Origin of the sequence: Tardiphaga sp. 20_F10_N6_6 (genome assembly GCF_052076045.1) — a bacterium.
GTDB classification, from domain to species: domain Bacteria; phylum Pseudomonadota; class Alphaproteobacteria; order Rhizobiales; family Xanthobacteraceae; genus Tardiphaga; species Tardiphaga robiniae.
The window spans coordinates 515,520-531,779 of the sequence record NZ_CP197239.1; the positions used below are offsets into that span (position 1 = coordinate 515,520).

Annotated in this window: 17 protein-coding genes; 10 read left to right on the forward strand and 7 right to left on the reverse strand. The window is 62.7% G+C overall.

Annotated features, from left to right (window positions below; translation table 11 throughout):
- Nucleotides 1-50: 50 nt before the first annotated feature.
- Together AB7813_RS02325 and AB7813_RS02330 are read left to right on the forward strand one after the other, a co-directional pair.
- Nucleotides 51-1,142 (forward strand): COX15/CtaA family protein, encoded by a 1,092-nt coding sequence (locus AB7813_RS02325; protein WP_439063745.1) that lies wholly within the window; start codon nt 51-53, stop codon nt 1,140-1,142.
- A 119-nt stretch (nt 1,143-1,261) separates the two neighbouring features.
- Entirely contained in the window at nt 1,262-2,071 is an 810-nt protein-coding gene (locus AB7813_RS02330; RefSeq protein ID WP_439063746.1) for an FTR1 family iron permease, read from the forward strand.
- 182 nt (nt 2,072-2,253) lie between these two features.
- On the opposite strand, the gene AB7813_RS02335 is transcribed toward AB7813_RS02330, so the two are convergent.
- The 3 genes from AB7813_RS02335 to AB7813_RS02345 form a co-directional block, all read right to left on the reverse strand.
- On the reverse strand, nt 2,254-3,534 hold the full coding sequence (locus AB7813_RS02335; RefSeq protein ID WP_439083584.1) for an O-acetylhomoserine aminocarboxypropyltransferase: 1,281 nt from the start codon (nt 3,532-3,534) through the stop codon (nt 2,254-2,256).
- 148 nt (nt 3,535-3,682) lie between these two features.
- On the reverse strand, nt 3,683-4,279 hold the full coding sequence (locus AB7813_RS02340; RefSeq protein ID WP_231080828.1) for a CoA-binding protein: 597 nt from the start codon (nt 4,277-4,279) through the stop codon (nt 3,683-3,685).
- A gap of 5 nt (nt 4,280-4,284) precedes the next feature.
- Nucleotides 4,285-5,106 (reverse strand): enoyl-CoA hydratase, encoded by an 822-nt coding sequence (locus AB7813_RS02345; protein ID WP_439063748.1) that lies wholly within the window; start codon nt 5,104-5,106, stop codon nt 4,285-4,287.
- A gap of 76 nt (nt 5,107-5,182) precedes the next feature.
- On the opposite strand from AB7813_RS02345, the gene AB7813_RS02350 reads away from it, so the two are divergent.
- From AB7813_RS02350 to AB7813_RS02375, 6 genes are all read left to right on the forward strand, one after another.
- Nucleotides 5,183-5,614, forward strand: a complete 432-nt coding sequence (locus AB7813_RS02350) for a PaaI family thioesterase (protein ID WP_068730919.1) — start codon at nt 5,183-5,185, stop codon at nt 5,612-5,614.
- A gap of 151 nt (nt 5,615-5,765) precedes the next feature.
- On the forward strand, nt 5,766-6,230 hold the full coding sequence (rplM, locus tag AB7813_RS02355; RefSeq protein ID WP_089264586.1) for a 50S ribosomal protein L13: 465 nt from the start codon (nt 5,766-5,768) through the stop codon (nt 6,228-6,230).
- A complete protein-coding gene (gene rpsI, locus AB7813_RS02360) occupies nt 6,230-6,706 on the forward strand; it encodes a 30S ribosomal protein S9 (RefSeq protein ID WP_089264585.1) in 477 nt (158 codons plus the stop codon). Before rplM ends, rpsI begins: the two co-directional genes overlap by 1 nt.
- A gap of 244 nt (nt 6,707-6,950) precedes the next feature.
- The gene (locus AB7813_RS02365; protein WP_439063749.1) at nt 6,951-8,195 is read left to right on the forward strand and encodes a diguanylate cyclase; all 1,245 of its coding nucleotides are present in this window, start codon (nt 6,951-6,953) and stop codon (nt 8,193-8,195) included.
- Nucleotides 8,196-8,231: 36 nt separating this feature from the next.
- Nucleotides 8,232-8,468 carry a hypothetical protein gene (locus tag AB7813_RS02370; RefSeq protein WP_093758790.1) on the forward strand — a complete coding sequence of 79 codons (237 nt, stop codon included), beginning with the start codon at nt 8,232-8,234 and terminating at the stop codon, nt 8,466-8,468.
- A gap of 78 nt (nt 8,469-8,546) precedes the next feature.
- The gene (locus AB7813_RS02375) at nt 8,547-8,843 is read left to right on the forward strand and encodes an antibiotic biosynthesis monooxygenase family protein (protein WP_439063750.1); all 297 of its coding nucleotides are present in this window, start codon (nt 8,547-8,549) and stop codon (nt 8,841-8,843) included.
- A 140-nt stretch (nt 8,844-8,983) separates the two neighbouring features.
- Here the strand turns inward: AB7813_RS02375 and AB7813_RS02380 are convergent, their stop codons facing one another.
- On the reverse strand, nt 8,984-10,123 hold the full coding sequence (locus AB7813_RS02380) for an AI-2E family transporter (protein ID WP_439063751.1): 1,140 nt from the start codon (nt 10,121-10,123) through the stop codon (nt 8,984-8,986).
- A gap of 122 nt (nt 10,124-10,245) precedes the next feature.
- Between AB7813_RS02380 and AB7813_RS02385 the strand changes: the two genes are divergently transcribed.
- Nucleotides 10,246-10,932, forward strand: a complete 687-nt coding sequence (locus tag AB7813_RS02385; RefSeq protein WP_439063752.1) for a hypothetical protein — start codon at nt 10,246-10,248, stop codon at nt 10,930-10,932.
- Nucleotides 10,933-11,004: 72 nt separating this feature from the next.
- Here AB7813_RS02385 and glnA read toward each other — a convergent pair whose 3' ends face one another.
- On the reverse strand, nt 11,005-12,414 hold the full coding sequence (glnA, locus tag AB7813_RS02390; RefSeq protein WP_068730911.1) for a type I glutamate--ammonia ligase: 1,410 nt from the start codon (nt 12,412-12,414) through the stop codon (nt 11,005-11,007).
- A gap of 187 nt (nt 12,415-12,601) precedes the next feature.
- Nucleotides 12,602-12,940, reverse strand: coding sequence for a P-II family nitrogen regulator (locus tag AB7813_RS02395; RefSeq protein WP_068730910.1), 339 nt, complete (start codon nt 12,938-12,940; stop codon nt 12,602-12,604).
- A gap of 442 nt (nt 12,941-13,382) precedes the next feature.
- Here AB7813_RS02395 and AB7813_RS02400 point away from each other — a divergent pair, with 442 nt between their 5' ends.
- Nucleotides 13,383-14,879 carry an NAD(P)H-hydrate dehydratase gene (locus tag AB7813_RS02400; protein ID WP_439063753.1) on the forward strand — a complete coding sequence of 499 codons (1,497 nt, stop codon included), beginning with the start codon at nt 13,383-13,385 and terminating at the stop codon, nt 14,877-14,879.
- Nucleotides 14,880-14,886: 7 nt separating this feature from the next.
- Here the strand turns inward: AB7813_RS02400 and AB7813_RS02405 are convergent, their stop codons facing one another.
- Nucleotides 14,887-16,203 carry a multicopper oxidase family protein gene (locus tag AB7813_RS02405; RefSeq protein ID WP_439063754.1) on the reverse strand — a complete coding sequence of 439 codons (1,317 nt, stop codon included), beginning with the start codon at nt 16,201-16,203 and terminating at the stop codon, nt 14,887-14,889.
- Nucleotides 16,204-16,260 lie beyond the last annotated feature (57 nt).

Here is a 16,260-nt window from a genome sequence, read left to right on the forward strand (position 1 = left end):
GAAATTTCATTCAAGGCGCTGATTTTGCGGCTGTTCCCGAGACCCCTGCGATGACCGCTTTGTCCCAAACCCGCCCCAAGGAATTACGCCCGGTGCGCTGGTGGCTGATTGCCGTCGCCGCGATGATCGTGGCGATGGTGCTGGTCGGCGGCGCGACACGGCTCACCGAATCCGGCCTGTCGATTGTCGAATGGAAGCCGGTGACCGGCGCCATTCCGCCGCTCGATGAATCGCACTGGATCGCGGCCTTCGAGGCCTACAAGCAGATCCCGCAATATCGCGAACTGAATAGCGGCATGACGCTCCATGAGTTCAAGACCATCTTCTGGTGGGAATGGAGCCATCGTCTGCTCGGCCGCGTCATCGGCATGGTGTTCCTGTTGCCGTTCCTCTGGTTCCTGTGGCGCGGTATCCTGACCTCGGAACTGAAGAAGCGGCTGTGGGTGATCTTCGGTCTCGGCGGCCTGCAGGGCGCGGTGGGCTGGTGGATGGTGGCCTCGGGCCTGACCAAGCGCGTGGAAGTCTCGCAATATCGTCTCGCGGCGCATCTGATGCTGGCACTGATCATCTTCGCCGCCATCGTCTGGACGCTGCGCCGCCTGAGCGACCGTGCGCCGGTGCTGGCGGCAAGTCGCTTGCGCGTGACGAGCTGGGTATTGTTGGGGCTGACCTTCCTGCAGATCTATTTCGGTGCGCTGGTTGCGGGTCTGCGCGCCGGTCGCGTCTTCAACACCTGGCCGGAGATCGACGGCGCGCTGATCCCGTCTGCGTCGCGGCTGTTCTTCGAGGAGCCGTGGTGGCGCAACATGTTCGACAACACGCTGACGGTTCAGTTCCAGCATCGCATGACCGCCTATGTGTTGTTCGTACTCGCGATCTGGCATGTGATCGATGCGATCCGCGCGCGGGCAGGGACTGCCGTCGTCAATGGCGCGCTGTGGCTGGCGGCATCGATCGCGATGCAGGCCGCGCTCGGCATTCTCACGCTGCTGCATCAGGTGCCGATCGATCTGGCGTTGACCCATCAGGCGGTCGCGATCGTGGTTCTGACGCTGGCGATCCTGCAGGTGGAGCGGATGAAGCCGCGCGGGGCGGCATTGACGGAGCGTCAGCTCGACCTCGCGGTCGGCAAGGCCGCCTAGCTGTTGCGCGTTACCGACTAGAACGATTGTAACGGAGTTGACGCAGTCGTGTGGCTGTGCGGCTTTCGCTCATGCGCACCGCGCAATAGATACTACGCACCACCACACGGGATTGGGTCATGTCCTCCGCATTCATTCAGGCTGCTGTCATTCTGTTGCGCGAGGGCCTTGAGGCCATGCTCGTGATCGCGGCGCTGGCCGGCTATCTCAGGAAATCCGGCGGCGACCATCGCGTGACCGCGCTCTATCTGGGCGCGCTGGCGGCAATCCTCGCCAGCCTGGTCGCAGCATGGGCGTTCGCAGTGTTCAATTCCGGCGATCACAGCGATGTCTTCGAGGCCATCGTCATCCTGTTTGCGGCGGGCCTGATGCTCTATGTCAGCGGCTGGTTGATGGTGAAGCAGGATCCGCGCGGCTGGCAGGATTATCTGGCGGCGAAGGCAGATCAGGCGCTCGCGCAGGATACCGGTCTGGCCGTCGCGATGCTGGCATTTCTCGCGGTGTTTCGTGAGGGCGCCGAGACGGTGCTGTTCATCAACACGCTCGCGACCACCGAAGGCGGCTGGAGCGTCGGACTGTTCGGGGGTCTGGCGGCGGCGACCGCCGGTCTCGTCGTGCTCTTTTATTTCATCAACATGATCGCCCAGCGCATCCCGCTGCGACCGCTGTTCATCATCACCTCGGCCTTCCTGTTCGTGATGGGCATCAAGTTCATCGGCGAAGCGATCCAGGAATTCCAGGAACAGGCGATGATCGGGGTCACCGACGCGCCAGGCAGCGCATTCCTGACGGCGATCGGTTTCAATCCGACGCTGGAAGCGCTGTCGATCCAGCTGCTGGTGGTGCTGTTCGCGCTGGCGACCTATTCGGTATTCCAGCGCAATGCGCGGCTGGTGCGGGAAGACAAGGCGATGCGCGGTCAGGCCTAGCGCTTCTTAACCTCGCCCCGCTTGCGGGGAGAGGTCGGATTAGGAGCGAAGCGAGTAATCCGGGTGAGGGGGAGCCAGTGAGTGAAACACTGGCTCCCCCTCACCCGACGCGGACTGCGTCCGCGCCACCCTCTCCCCGCCCAGCGAAGCTTTGCTTCGCCTTGGCGGGGCGAGGAAAGAACTTAAGCGTTCAGCGCCTGTTCGAGATCCGCGATCAGATCTTCCTTGTCTTCGATGCCGACAGACAGCCTGACAACGTCGGGTCCGGCGCCGGAGCGCGTCTTGGCTTCGTCGTCGAGCTGGCTGTGGGTGGTCGACGCCGGGTGGATCACCAGCGAGCGGGTGTCGCCGACATTGGCCAGATGCGAGAACAGTTTCAGGTTCGACACGAGACTCACGCCGGCGTCATAGCCGCCCTTCAGGCTGAAGGTGAACACGGCGCCCGCGCCCTTCGGTGCATATTTGCGCGCGAGGGTGTGATAGCGGTTATCCGACAATCCCGAATAATTCACCGCCGCCACTTTCGGATGGGCCGACAGCCATTCGGCGACCGCCTTAGCATTGTCGCTGTGGCGCTGCATGCGCAGCGGCAGCGTTTCGATGCCGGTCTGGATCAGGAACGCGTTGAATGGCGACAGCGCCGGGCCGAGATCGCGCAGGCCGAGTACGCGGCAGGCGATGGCGAACGCGAAGTTGCCGAAGGTCTCCTGCAGCTTGATGCCATGATATTCCGGGCGCGGCTCTGACAGCACCGGATATTTGTTGCCTTTCGACCAGTCGAAGGTGCCCGCGTCCACGATGATGCCGCCGAGCGAGTTGCCGTGGCCGCCGAGAAACTTGGTCAGCGAATGCACGACAATGTCGGCGCCGTGGTCGATCGGCTTGATCAAATAGGGGGTCGCCAGTGTGTTGTCGACGATCAACGGAACGCCGGCCTTGCGGGCGATGGCAGCAACCGCCTCGATGTCGGTGATCGAGCCGGCAGGATTGGCGATGGACTCGATGAAGATCGCTTTGGTCTTGTCAGTCACCGCGCGCTCGAACGACGGGACGTCATCGGGATCGGCCCACACCACGTTCCAGCCGAAGCTCTTGAAGGCGTGGCTGAACTGGTTGATCGAACCGCCATAGAGTTTGCGCGAGGCGATGAATTCGTCGCCGGGCTGCAGCAACTGCTGAAACACCACCAGCTGCGCGGCATGGCCGGACGCGACGGCGAGGGCGGCCGTGCCGCCTTCCAGCGCTGCGACGCGCTCTTCCAGTACGGCCGTGGTCGGATTGGTGATGCGCGTATAGATGTTGCCGAAGGATTGCAGGCCGAACAACGAGGCGGCGTGATCCGCATCGTTGAAGACGAACGAAGTGGTCTGATAGATCGGCGTCGCGCGGGCACCGGTGGTCGGGTCGGGCTGCGCGCCGGCATGGACGGCGAGGGTGCCGAAGCCTGGAATACGATCGTTCATCATCACTCCCTGTCGAATAGCGGTTTGTTGGCGCCAACCTGATCGGGCGCAGCGCTGCCGTCAAGGCGAGGCGGCATTTTGCCCTGACTTCGCAACAGTCGTGCTGCGCTGTGTCATTTCAAAGGAAATAAAATCGCGAAACGCACCGTCAGGCGGTGTCGTTCTTGTCCTTGTTATTTTGCTGCGCAACGCGATCGGCCGCAGCGGTGCTACCACCGCCAAGGCTGCTGCGATTCAGCGACAGCCGCATGCCCTGGGTCGGGATTGGCGCGCGCTTGGAGCTGAGCGTGCGCGAATTGACACCCATCCACTGGATCTCCGACGACAGCCGGCCATATTCGATCTTGGGGCAGCGGTTCATCACCACCTTGATGCCTGCGGCTTCAAGCTTGGCGGCGGCCTCGTCATGGCGCACGCCGAGCTGCATCCACACCACCTTGGGCAGCGGATTAAGCGTCAGCGCGAGTTCGACGATCGGCATCACGTGATCGGCGCTGCGGAAGATGTCGATCATGTCGATAGGGCGACCGATCTCCTGCAGCGAGGCGACGAACGGCTTGCCGAGCAGGCTCTTGCCGACCTGGCCCGGATTGATCGGGATCATGTCGTAGCCGCGTTCGGCGAGATACTTGAACACGAAATAGCTCGGCCGCACGTTTTGCGGGGAGGCGCCGACCATCGCGACGGTTTTGACGGTGTTGAGGATCTCGCGGATATAGGCGTCGTTATAGCTGTCGTGGTTCATTTCAATTACCGGTCTTCCCACTTCGGCTCGCGCTTTGCGATGAACGCGCCGATGCCTTCCTCGGCATCGCGGGCCATCATGTTCTCGGTCATCACTTCAGCGGCGAAGCGATAGGCATCCGCGAGATTCATCTCGGCCTGGCGATAGAACGCTTCCTTGCCGATCTTCACCGTATGCGCCGACTTGTGCGCCACTTGTTCTGCCAGCGCGATCGCTGCATCGCGTTCGGTGCCGGCGGCCACCACGCGGTTGACCAGGCCGATCTCGCGGGCGCGTTCGGCGGAGATGGGCTCGCCCGTCAGCAGCATTTCCATCGCCTGCTTGCGCGGCACGTTGCGCGATAGCGCCACCATGGGCGTCGAACAGAACAGGCCGATATCGACGCCGGGCGTCGCGAATTTTGCGTGTTCGGAGGCGATAGCGAGATCGCAGCTCGCCACGAGTTGGCAGCCTGCAGCAGTGGCGACGCCTTGCACGGCGGCGATCACCGGCTTCGGCAGCCGCACGATGGCCTGCATCATGGCGCTGCAGATCGTCATCATATGCGCGAAATAGGCGCGGCCACGATCGGCATCAGTGCGGCGCGCGGTGAGTTCTTTCAGGTCATGTCCGGCGGAGAAGACCGGGCCGCTGGCGGCGATCACCACGGCGCGCAGGGTCTTGTCGCCGGCCATGTCATCGAGGGCGGCGTGCAGCTCGCCGATCAGTCCTTCGGAGAGGCTGTTGCGGGCAGCCGGACGATTCAGCGTCAACACGCCGATGCTGCCGACCGTTTCACGCAGAAGAATGGATGGCCGCGCTGTTTCCGCGCGTGCTGGTTGAACCATGACTTGAGATTCCATCGCTGGGCAGGACCGTCACCATATTGTAACAGGACGGCACAAGCGAGAGCAGGGTAGAGACATGGCGACTGCGAAAATGAGCGTGGCTGAACTCGAGGCGTTTCTGAAGCGCGAGTTCCCGCAGGCCTTTGGCGCCGGCGATATCGCGATTGAAAGCGCTGATGGTACCACTTGCCTGCTGCGCCAGACCTATGGCGAACGCATGCTGCGGCCGGGCGGCACGGTATCGGGTCCGACCCTGATGGCTCTGGCCGATTTCGCCATGTACGTCGTGCTGTTGTCGGCGATCGGCCCCGTGGGCCTCGCAGTGACCACCAGCCTGAACATCAATTTCCTGCGCAAGGGCTTGCCGGGACAGGACGTTCTGGCGGCCGCCAAGCTGCTGAAGCTCGGAAAACGCCTCGCCGTGGGCGAAGTGACCCTGTTATCAGGCACTTCGGCAGATCCGATCGCCCATGTGACGTCGACCTATTCCATTCCGAACGTTGGGTAATTACTAAGGTATTATATAACCGTAATTATAACGCGATGATTTAATTGATGAATTCTGTCGTATTTGGCATTGACGGAATCCGGTCGCTTATTTAGAAACGCCCTCAGTTCGGCGGATCACCGCCGATATCCCCTTTTCATGGATATTCACAATGAAGACGTTTTCGGCAAAGCCCGCCGAGATCACGAAGAAGTGGATCGTCATCGACGCCACTGGTCTCGTGGTGGGCCGGCTGGCCACGCTGGTCGCAATGCGGCTGCGCGGCAAGCACCTCCCGACCTACACCCCGCATGTTGATTGCGGCGACCATGTCATCATCGTCAACGCGGACAAGGTGGTTTTCACCGGCCGCAAGCGCGACGACAAGGTCTACTATCACCACACCGGCTTCATCGGCGGCATCAAGGAACGTACTGCGAAGTCGATCCTCGAAGGTCGTTTCCCGGAGCGCGTTGTCGAGAAGGCTGTTGAGCGCATGATCCCGCGCGGCCCGCTCGGTCGCGTCCAGTTCGGCAATCTGCGTGTTTATGCCGGTGCAGAGCACCCGCACGAGGCCCAGCAGCCGGAAGCATTCGATGTCGGCGCTTTGAACCGCAAGAACAAGAGGGCCGCATAATGTCGGATACCATGCAGTCTCTCGATCAGCTGGCGTCGCTGAAGGTGTCCGCTCCGGATGCCCCGAAGTACGTCAAGAAGGTCGACAAGCAGGGCCGCGCCTATGCGACCGGCAAGCGTAAGGACGCTGTCGCTCGTGTCTGGATCAAGCCGGGCGCCGGCAAGGTTGTCGTCAACACCCGTGAAGTCGAAGTGTACTTCGCGCGTCCGGTGCTGCGCATGCTCATCCAGCAGCCGCTGGTCGCTGCAGCCCGCGCTGGCCAGTACGACGTGATCTGCACCGTTGCCGGTGGCGGTCTGTCGGGCCAGGCCGGTGCCGTGCGTCACGGCATCTCCAAGGCTCTGACCTGCTTCGAGCCGGATCTGCGCGGCGTCCTCAAGAAGGGCGGCTTCCTGACCCGCGACTCGCGTGTCGTCGAGCGCAAGAAGTACGGCAAGGCGAAAGCCCGCAAGTCCTTCCAGTTCTCGAAGCGCTAATTTCTGCTTCGATAAAATTTGCTGCAAATGCGGTGAATACAATTTTGAAAAGGGCGCCTTCGGGCGCCCTTTTTGCGTTCCGGGACATTCCGGATACCGACAGATTGATGCAGTTTTTCGTGAAAACTTGTGCAGGCGCGCAAACGGATTTCCAATCGGTACACTCGTATGTTCGATGATGGCGAAGAGGCCACTCCGAATCATGATGGTTTGGAAATCTCGCAACAATTGCCGGTGCTCAAATATGTCGCTCGATTCTTCCACGCTCTATTTGGTGGCAACCCTGGTTGCGGCGATGTTGGGCGGGATGCTGCTGTTTTTCGGACGACAGGAAAAGATCGCGGCCCTCAACTGGTGGGGGCTGGCTTACCTGCTCGGCGCCGTATCGGTCGCATTGTGGACACTTGCCGCGTCGCTCCTGGGCGACGTGCTGTCTTTGGCATTCAATGCCGTGGGCTTCGTGGCCTGCGGCATGGTGTGGAACGCTGCGCGCGTGTTCCACGGCCGCAGCCCGAGCTGGGCCGGCCTGTTTCTCGGCGCCATCGCCTGGATCGCGGTGATCTTCTCCCTGCCGGCTGAGGCTGCGTCGCTGCGCATGACCATCGGCGCCGGTATCGTCGCGCTTTATGCGATGCTGACGGCGCATGAATTGTGGAACGAGCGTCGCAAGGCGGTGCAACGGCGGTGGCCGACCATTTTGGTGCCGATGCTGCATGGTTTCGTCCTGATGCTGCCGATCCTGCTCGGCGATCTGCTGCATGGCGATCACAGCAATTTCGGCAACAGCATCTGGGTCACGGCCTTTGCCGTCGAACTCGTGCTTTATGCGGTCGGCACGGTGTTCCTGATCTTCATGCTGGTGTCCGAGCGTGCGGTCACGGCGCACAAGGTCGCCGCGTCCTGCGATCCGCTCACCGGCCTGTTCAACCGCCGCGGCTTCTCCGAGGCGACGGCGCGGATGATCGAGCGCGAGGCGAAGGCCGGCCGCCCGGTCACAGTCATGATCTTCGACATCGATCACTTCAAGTCGATCAACGATCGCTTCGGGCATCCCGCAGGCGACGAGGTGCTGAAACTGTTCGCCACGGTCATCACGCATACGCTGCGGATCACCGACCTGTCGGGCCGCATCGGCGGCGAGGAGTTTGCGGCGATGTTGCCCTGCAGCCTGGACGAGGCGATGCAGGCGGCCGAGCGCGTGCGCGAGGCGTTTGCGACTTGCGGTATCCAGGTCGACGAGGCACCGGTCGCGACCACCGTGAGTATCGGCGTGGCCGGCGGACCGGCCGGCACTGAACTCGACGTCCTGCTGGCTGCCGCGGACACCGCGCTCTACCAGGCCAAGCGCAGCGGACGTAACCGCGTGCAGGCCGCGGAAGAAGAACCGCTGTCGCTGGAGCAGGGGCGCCGCGCTGCGGCGATCGGGCAAGCGGCGAAGCCGAGCGTCGTGCGGGCTGCGGTCACGATGACGGCAAGCGGCGCGCGATAAAGGATCCGTTTACCATTCGATCCCTATGGTCATCGCATGATGACCTCGCCTGACTCGACTTCCAATACTGCTTTGATGTCGCTCGAAGCGGCTGCCGCTTCGGCCCGTGCGGGCTTTGCCTGCATGTTTTCGAGCTCGGACGAATACGAGACCGCGCTGATCACCGAGCGTCGTGCGCAGGGGCGCTACGGCGCGCAGCACGGCAAGCTGCCGGTCATCGCTTTCATCGGCTGCTGCGTCATGGTCGTCGGCACGGTTCTGCTGTTCGCCTGATCACTTTTCGGCGGCTCCTTCACCGAACCCCGACTTTGCGGTAAAGACACCGACCGCAAAACAAAGGGTCGGGAAACCATGATCACTGAAATCGCACAGATCGACGTCAAGCCGGGCACCGAGAAGGATTTCGAGGCGGCCGTCGCCAAGGCGAAGCCGCTGTTCCTCCGCGCCAGGGGCGGCAAGGGCTTCGAGCTGCACAAGTCGGTCGAGATGCCGTCGCGCTACCGTCTCGTCGCCAAGTGGGAAACGCTCGAAAACCACACCGTCGATTTCCGTGGTTCGCCCGATTTCGCTGAATGGCGCGCGCTGGTCGGCCCGTATTTCGAAACGCCGCCTTATGTCGAGCACACCGAGACTGTGCTGACCACGTAGGGGTAACCCAAACTCAGTCCCTCATGGTGAGGACGCGCTTCTTCAGCGCCGTCTCGAACCATGAGCTGACTTGGCTCGAAGCCTGTGGCCGTCCTTCGAGACGCGCGCCTTCGGCGCGCTCCTCAGGATGAGGGATCAGGTTAAGCCGCCATCGCCTTATCCTGCGCGGAGGCTTCGTCCTCTTCGCGCATGAAGTCGATGACGACCTTGACGATCGCCAGCACCGGCAGCGCCAGTGCGAGGCCCCAGACGCCGAAGACGACGCCGAGCAGGATCTGGAACGCGAACAGCGTGGCCGGCGGAATGTCGAGCGCCTGCCGCTGCAGGATTGGCGTCAGGATGTAGCTCTCCAGCGCATGCACGCCCATGAACAGCGCAAAGGCTGACGCGGCGGCGACCCAGCCCGAGGCGAGGCTGGCGAGCACGACGATCAACCCGCCGAGCAGGGCGCCGACGGTGGGAATGAAGGCGAGCAGGCCGGCCTGAACGCCGAGAATGAAGGCGCTGGGAATCCCGATCAGCTTCAGCCCGATCCAGGTAATGGCGCCGACCACCACCATGGTGAGCATCTGCGCGATCAGCCAGCGCTGCAGCGTGTCGCTGATGCGATCGACGATGACCGTCATCGGCCCGCGATGTTTTCGCGGCGTCAGGTGCAAGAGTCCTTTGCGATAGACGCTGGGCTGTGCGGCAAACGACAATCCCAAGAACAGCACGATGAAGAAGTTGCCGACCGCGCCGACGGTGCCGAGCAGGATCTTCAGTGTCTGGCTGACAATGGCGCCACCTGATGATGCGATGGTGCCGGCACTCGGCAGGCCGCTGCTCGACTTCGGCGTTGAGGTGGCGGGCGACGTGCCGGGCTCGGCGGGCGGATCCGACGTGATGCTGTTGAAATCGAAATAGCTGGTGTCGACACCGTGCTGCTCGAGATAGGTCTTTACGTTGACGACCTGTGACTTGAGGGTGCCGGACAGCGTCTTGGCCTGATTGGCGATGGTCGACCCGCCCAGATACATCACGCCCACCAGCATCGCCGCGAGCACGATGCAGATCATGACGAGCCGCATCGGATGCGGGCCGCCCATGAAGCGCCCGAATAATTCCGTCAGCGCATTGAGCGCTACACCGAGCAGAATGCCTGCGAAGATCAGGAATAGCGTTCCCGAGAAGTACCAGGCGAAGCCTATGAGGATCGCAAAGGACACCGTGGCGATGCCGCCCGCCGTGATCGCCCAGGTCAGGTCGCTGCGCGTCTGGACATTGGCTTCTGCGGGCACGGTGGATCCTCTGCATCGATCGGACTTTCACTGTTCCGTCAATTGCATCGGGGATCAAGACATATCGCCGCTTTGACGTCTCCGTCGCGATCGTGCATGGCCGATGGGGGAGGCCAATAATAATGAACATGCTGAAATGGGTCGGTCCGCTCGGACTGCTCGCTGCCCTGGTGATCGGCGATCAGATCCGGATCAACCGGCCCGCGCACAAATATCGGCTGACCATGGAGGTCGAGACGCCGGACGGCGTGAAGTCGGCCTCGCATGTCGTCTCCGTGCATCCCTATCGGGGCTACCAACCTTCCGGCAAGGTGACGTCACGGGGCGATGCCGTGGTCGTCGATCTCGGCGGCGGCAGGAATCTCGCCGCGCTGATGTTGCACGACGACAAGGGCAGCGCCGATTTCGACGGCGCCAATTTCGTGGCGATGCGCGCCTATCAGGCGGCGGGGCGCAAGATCGCGTTCCGCGACGTCAGCAGCCAGACCGGCGCCGTGCCGGTCACCGGCGAATTGATGCCGGTGCTGGCCAGTTTCACAGACCCCCGGGATGCATCGACGGCGCGGCGGCTGCAACCGGATGATCTGTCGCCCCTCGGCGCTGGCACGCGGCTGCGCGGAGTCACTGTGGAGGCGGTGCCGAATGGTCTGTGGCCGATCGATTTCGGCGGGGGTCTCGGCGAACCCGTCACGCGGGGCGTCACCGCGAAGCTGCCGTGGGCCGCCAGCGAAGGGGAGGCAGCCAGGGCGCTTGCGGCGATAGGCTTCCCGAACGCGCCCGAACCGGTGATGGCGCTCGCCCGCAAATAGGCGCCATGCGGCCAACGAAAAAGGCGCCCCGTTGCCGGAGCGCCCTGATCGTTCGTGCAATCCCTGACGGGATTACAGCGAGTAGTACATGTCGAATTCGACCGGGTGCGGCGTCATTTCATAACGCATCACTTCGGTCATCTTCAGTTCGATATAGCTGTCGATGAAGTCGTCATCGAATACGCCGCCGTTCTTGAGGAAGCCGCGATCCTTGTCGAGGTTCTCGAGGGCTTCGCGGAGCGAACCGCACACCGTCGGGATCGACTTCAGTTCTTCCTTCGGCAGATCGTAGAGGTCCTTGTCCATGGCCGGACCCGGATCGATCTTGTTCTTGATGCCGTCGAGACCGGCCATCAGCATCGCGGCGAAAGCGAGATACGGATTGGCCATCGGATCCGGGAAGCGGACTTCGACGCGCTTGGCCTTCGGGTTGGTGGTGTAGGGGATGCGGCAGGAGGCCGAACGGTTGCGCGCGGAGTAGGCGAGCAGCACCGGGGCTTCGTAGCCGGGGACCAGACGCTTGTAGGAGTTGGTCGACGGATTGGTGAAGGCGTTGATCGCCTTGGCGTGCTTGATGATGCCGCCGATGTAGTGGAGGCAGGTCTCGGAGAGATCGGCATATTTGTTGCCGGCGAAGGTCGGCTTGCCGTCCTTCCAGATCGACTGATGCACATGCATGCCCGAGCCGTTGTCGCCAAAAACGGGTTTGGGCATGAAGGTGGCGGTCTTGCCGTAGATGTGCGCGACCTGATGGATGCAATACTTATAGATCTGCATCTGGTCGGCCATGTAGGTCAGCGTGTCGAACTTCATACCGAGTTCGTGCTGGGCGGACGCCACTTCGTGGTGATGCTTCTCGACCTTGACGCCCATGCGCGCCATCGCGCCGAGCATTTCCGAGCGCATGTCCTGCACCGAGTCCTGCGGCGGGACGGGGAAGTAACCGCCCTTGGTGCGGATGCGGTGGCCGAGATTGCCGCCTTCATATTCGGTGCCGGAGTTGGTCGGCAATTCGGACGAGTCGAGCTTGAAGCCGGTGTTGTATGGGTCGCTCGAGAAGCGGACGTCGTCGAACACGAAGAATTCGGCTTCCGGACCGACGAACACGGTGTCGCCGATGCCCATGGACTTGACCATGGCTTCGGCCTTCTTGGCGATGCCGCGCGGGTCGCGGTTATAGGGCTCGCCGGTGGAGGGCTCGAGAATATCGCAGGTGATGACCATGGTGGTCTCTGCGAAGAACGGATCGATCGTCGCCGTTGCCGGATCCAGCATCAGCATCATGTCGGACTCGTTGATCGCCTTCCAGCCGGCGATCGAGGAACCGTCGAACATGGTGCCTTCGGCAAACATTTCTTCATCGACCATCGAGACGTCGAAGGTCACGTGCTGCCACTTGCCGCGGGGATCGGTGAAACGCAGGTCGACGTACTTGACGTCATTGTCCTTGATGGACTGCAGGACTTCTTTGGCGGTCGTCATGGGGCTCCCTACCTTTTTTGCGGGCCGATTTCCGGGACGTAACAATCTGTCGTGACGATCAGGTCACAACGGCACGTTTTCAACAAGACAAACCGTCAACAACAGAAGGCTGCCGAAGCAGCCTTTTTGGTGACGCCTTGAAGCGTTGAATGTCGGATAGCACCCGGCTTGGAGAGCGTCCAGTCCGTCAGATCGCGTCGAGTCCGGACTCGCCGGTACGGATGCGCACGGCTTCCTCGATGTTCGACACAAAGATCTTGCCGTCACCAATGCGGCCGGTTTGTGCGGCGCGACGGATGGCATCGATCGCCTTTTCGACGAGGTCGTCGCCAATCACGATCTCGATCTTCACCTTGGGTAGAAAGTCGACAATGTATTCAGCGCCGCGATAAAGTTCGGCGTGGCCCTTCTGACGGCCGAAGCCCTTGGCTTCCGTGACGGTAATGCCTTGCAACCCGACTTCCTGAAGAGCCTCTTTCACCTCGTCCAGCTTGAAGGGCTTGATGATGGCTTCGATCTTTTTCACTGAACGTCTCCCCGGCACTTCCAATCAGGCCGCAAGTTATTTGCCTCAAGTAGCTTTGACCATTGCGCGTTGTGCGCACACTGTTCGATACCCAATTTCGGGCGTTATTGCGCTGCCGCCACGCCGCACAGACGAAATCTCGCCCGATGCGGTAGACGGTCGGCCACCCCTGTCTCTTAAACAGGTGTCTTTCAACATTTGCCGGTGAGCGCGACGGACCCGAAGCTGGCTTCCCTAAAAGCAGGGTCCGTGCCAAGTTCGCTCCTCGGCTATTTTTGAAGCATTATCAGGTTATTACATCGCACCTGACGAGGTTCGCATCAAGAGTATTCGATTACTTTTGCCTACATAGTGATCAAAGTGATCGCATGATGTGCAGTTTTACTCTGCTGCGTTCGCGTGTGACGCGAGTGCCTTCCAAAAAGGCGTAGTGAGAAGCGAGATGGATATTCTAACGACCGACGAGATGGCGCGCGCCGATCAACTCACGATTGCGTCGGGCACGCCAGGCTTCAAACTCATGCGCGCCGCCGGACGGGCGGTCGCGGACGTGGCGGGCGAACTGGCCGAGGAGGGGGTGATCCTGGTCGTTGCCGGTCGTGGCAACAATGGCGGCGATGGCTTCGTCGCGGCGGCCGAGCTCGCGGCGCAGGGGCGTGACGTTTCGGTGATCCTGCTCTGCGACCGGGCAACGCTGAAGGGCGATGCGGCGCTGGCTGCCAAGGGATGGAAGGGCGAGGTGCTGCCCTGTGATCCCTCCTTGATCGGGCAGCCGGCTTTGATCATCGATGCGTTGTTCGGCGCCGGGCTCAATCGTCCGGTCAAGGGCGATCCGCTGATCATGATCGACGCCATCAATGCGGCCGGCGTGCCCGTGCTGGCTGTCGATCTGCCGAGCGGTATCAACGGCGATTCAGGGGCCGTGATGGGCGGCGCTATCAGGGCGACCGAGACCGTGACGTTCTTCAGACCCAAGCCGGGCCATCTGCTGGTGCCGGGCCGGGTGCATTGTGGCCGGCTCCGGGTGATCGACATCGGCATCGACGAGGATGTGCTGGCGGAAATCCGCCCGCAGACCTTCGAGAACAATCCGGACCTGTGGGCCGACGCGTTTCCGGTGCCGAAAATCAACAGCCACAAATTCTCGCGCGGCCATGCCGTGGTGGTCTCCGGCGACATCGCCGCCACGGGCGCTGCCCGGCTGTCCGCCCGCGCAGCGCTGCGGGGCGGGGCGGGGCTGGTGACTGTGGCGTCGCCGCGCGATGCGCTGGCGGTCAATGCCGCCGCGCTGACGGCGGTGATGGTGCGGCCGGTGGATACGTCGGCGGAGTTCGCCGCGCTGATCGGCGGCAAGGTGTCAGCCTGCGTGATCGGGCCGGGGGCCGGTGTTGGCGAACGGACGCGCATGTTCGTGGAGGCCATCCTGGCCACGAAGCGACATGCGGTGCTCGACGCCGATGCGCTGACCAGCTTCGCAGAGGCGCCCGAGCAGCTGTTCGGTCTGATCAAGGCCAGCCCGGAATCCGGCGTCGTGTTGACGCCTCATGAAGGTGAATTTTCACGCATCTTCAGTAAGGTGGACGGGAAACATCCAGCGTTATCTAAACTGGAGCGGGTTCGTCTGGCGGCGCAAGAGTCGGGTGCTATCGTGCTGTTGAAGGGGCCGGATACAGTCGTGGCATCGCCGGATGGCCGAGCCGCCATCGCTGCCAACGCGCCGCCATGGCTGGCGACTGCCGGTTCCGGCGATGTGCTGGCCGGCATCAGCTGCGCGCTGCTGGCGCAAGGCGTTCCTGCCTATGAGGCCGCCTGTATCGGAGTCTGGATGCATGGCGAGGCGGGCAGCGAAGCTGGCCCCGGGTTGATCGCCGAGGATCTGACCGAGGTGCTGCCGGCGGTGTTCCGTCGGGTCTACGACCAGCTCGGTATCCAGTACTGACGACCTCTCAGTCGACGCCGTACCAGCGGACCTGCCGCGGGGCGGCCCAGTCAGCGACGAAGGCCTCCATCAGCCAGCGCCCGACATTGTTGGCGGCAAAGGCGATGCGCTGGGTCTGGCCGACGTCCAGCGCCAGGGTGTCGAGCCAGAACGGTTTCCAGCCGTCATCGAGCCTGTCGAGCAGGCGGACGTGATGGCCGTGGATCTGGAATACCATCGGGCTGGTGGCCCGGTTGGTCAGCGCAAGCACCACGGTGCGGCCGGGCTTGGTCCGGAATGCCGGCGGCGTGCCGGCGGACAGGTCGACCGGCTTCACCCATTCGGGACTGACGGCGCTCAGGGCCATATCGACGCGCAGCGCGCCCTTGAGATCGAGCTGAGCTGGCAAACCGTTGGAGGGCAGCGGCGCGGCGGCCGGCAGGGGCGTGGCCCGTAGCGGTGGATCGTTGGACATTTGGATCTGGCCGATCGGCCGGGCTGTCTTGCCGTCATGGAGCAGGATCGCCGAGGTCGATCCCGCCGGCCTGACGGCGTCGAGGAAGACGTCAACCCGCGTTCCGGGCGCCAGCACCACCTGATTATTACGGGCAGGGAATGGCTCCGAGGGCTGACCGTCGATGGCCATCACACGGACCTCGTGATCGTCAAATTTTATAGCAACCACATTGCGTTGGCAGCCATTGATGAGACGGAGCCTGAGCCGTTCGTTGACGCGGGCCGACAGCTCCAGCGTGGATTTCCGGTTGATCAGGAACAGCGCCGCGGCGTCTTTCGGATCACTGGCGGGGGCGAGCAGACCGCCGTCCGGCCTGAGGCGGAAGTCCTCGATCAGCAGCACCTCGTCGCGGTCCACCTCGACCGGATCGCTCTCCTGGACGACCACGCTGCGGACCTGAGACGGCAGCGCCTGACCGTCGCCGAGCAGGCGCATGTCCAGATACGACGTTCCGGCGCTGCGCATCTGCAGCTTGAACGCGTCCTTGGCCCCGGCCGCGACCGGCTTGCGGTCGAGCAGCGGGCCGATCCCGGACGTGCCGTTAATGCCTCGGCAGTTCAAGACGATAGGGACCGGCAGCTGATTGGCGAGTTGAACTGTGATCTCGTCGCCGCGGTTGAAGCGCAGCGGCCCCTTCTGGGCCGAATGGAGCGTCCAGGCCTCGGTGGAGGCGCCGGGCTTCACCGGGAAGGGATCAGCCTTGGCCTGTAGTTCCAGCGCGGCGACGGCTTGCGCGAGGCTGACCCGGGGCAGAATCGGGGCGATCAGCGCGCTTCCGGCGCCTGCAAGCAGGGTCCGGCGCGTGAGGGGGAGAAAGCGGTTCGTCATGCCCAAATCCCGACCATTTTGCCGCGCCAAAGTCCAGTTGCCGGGGCTGCGGCAAGT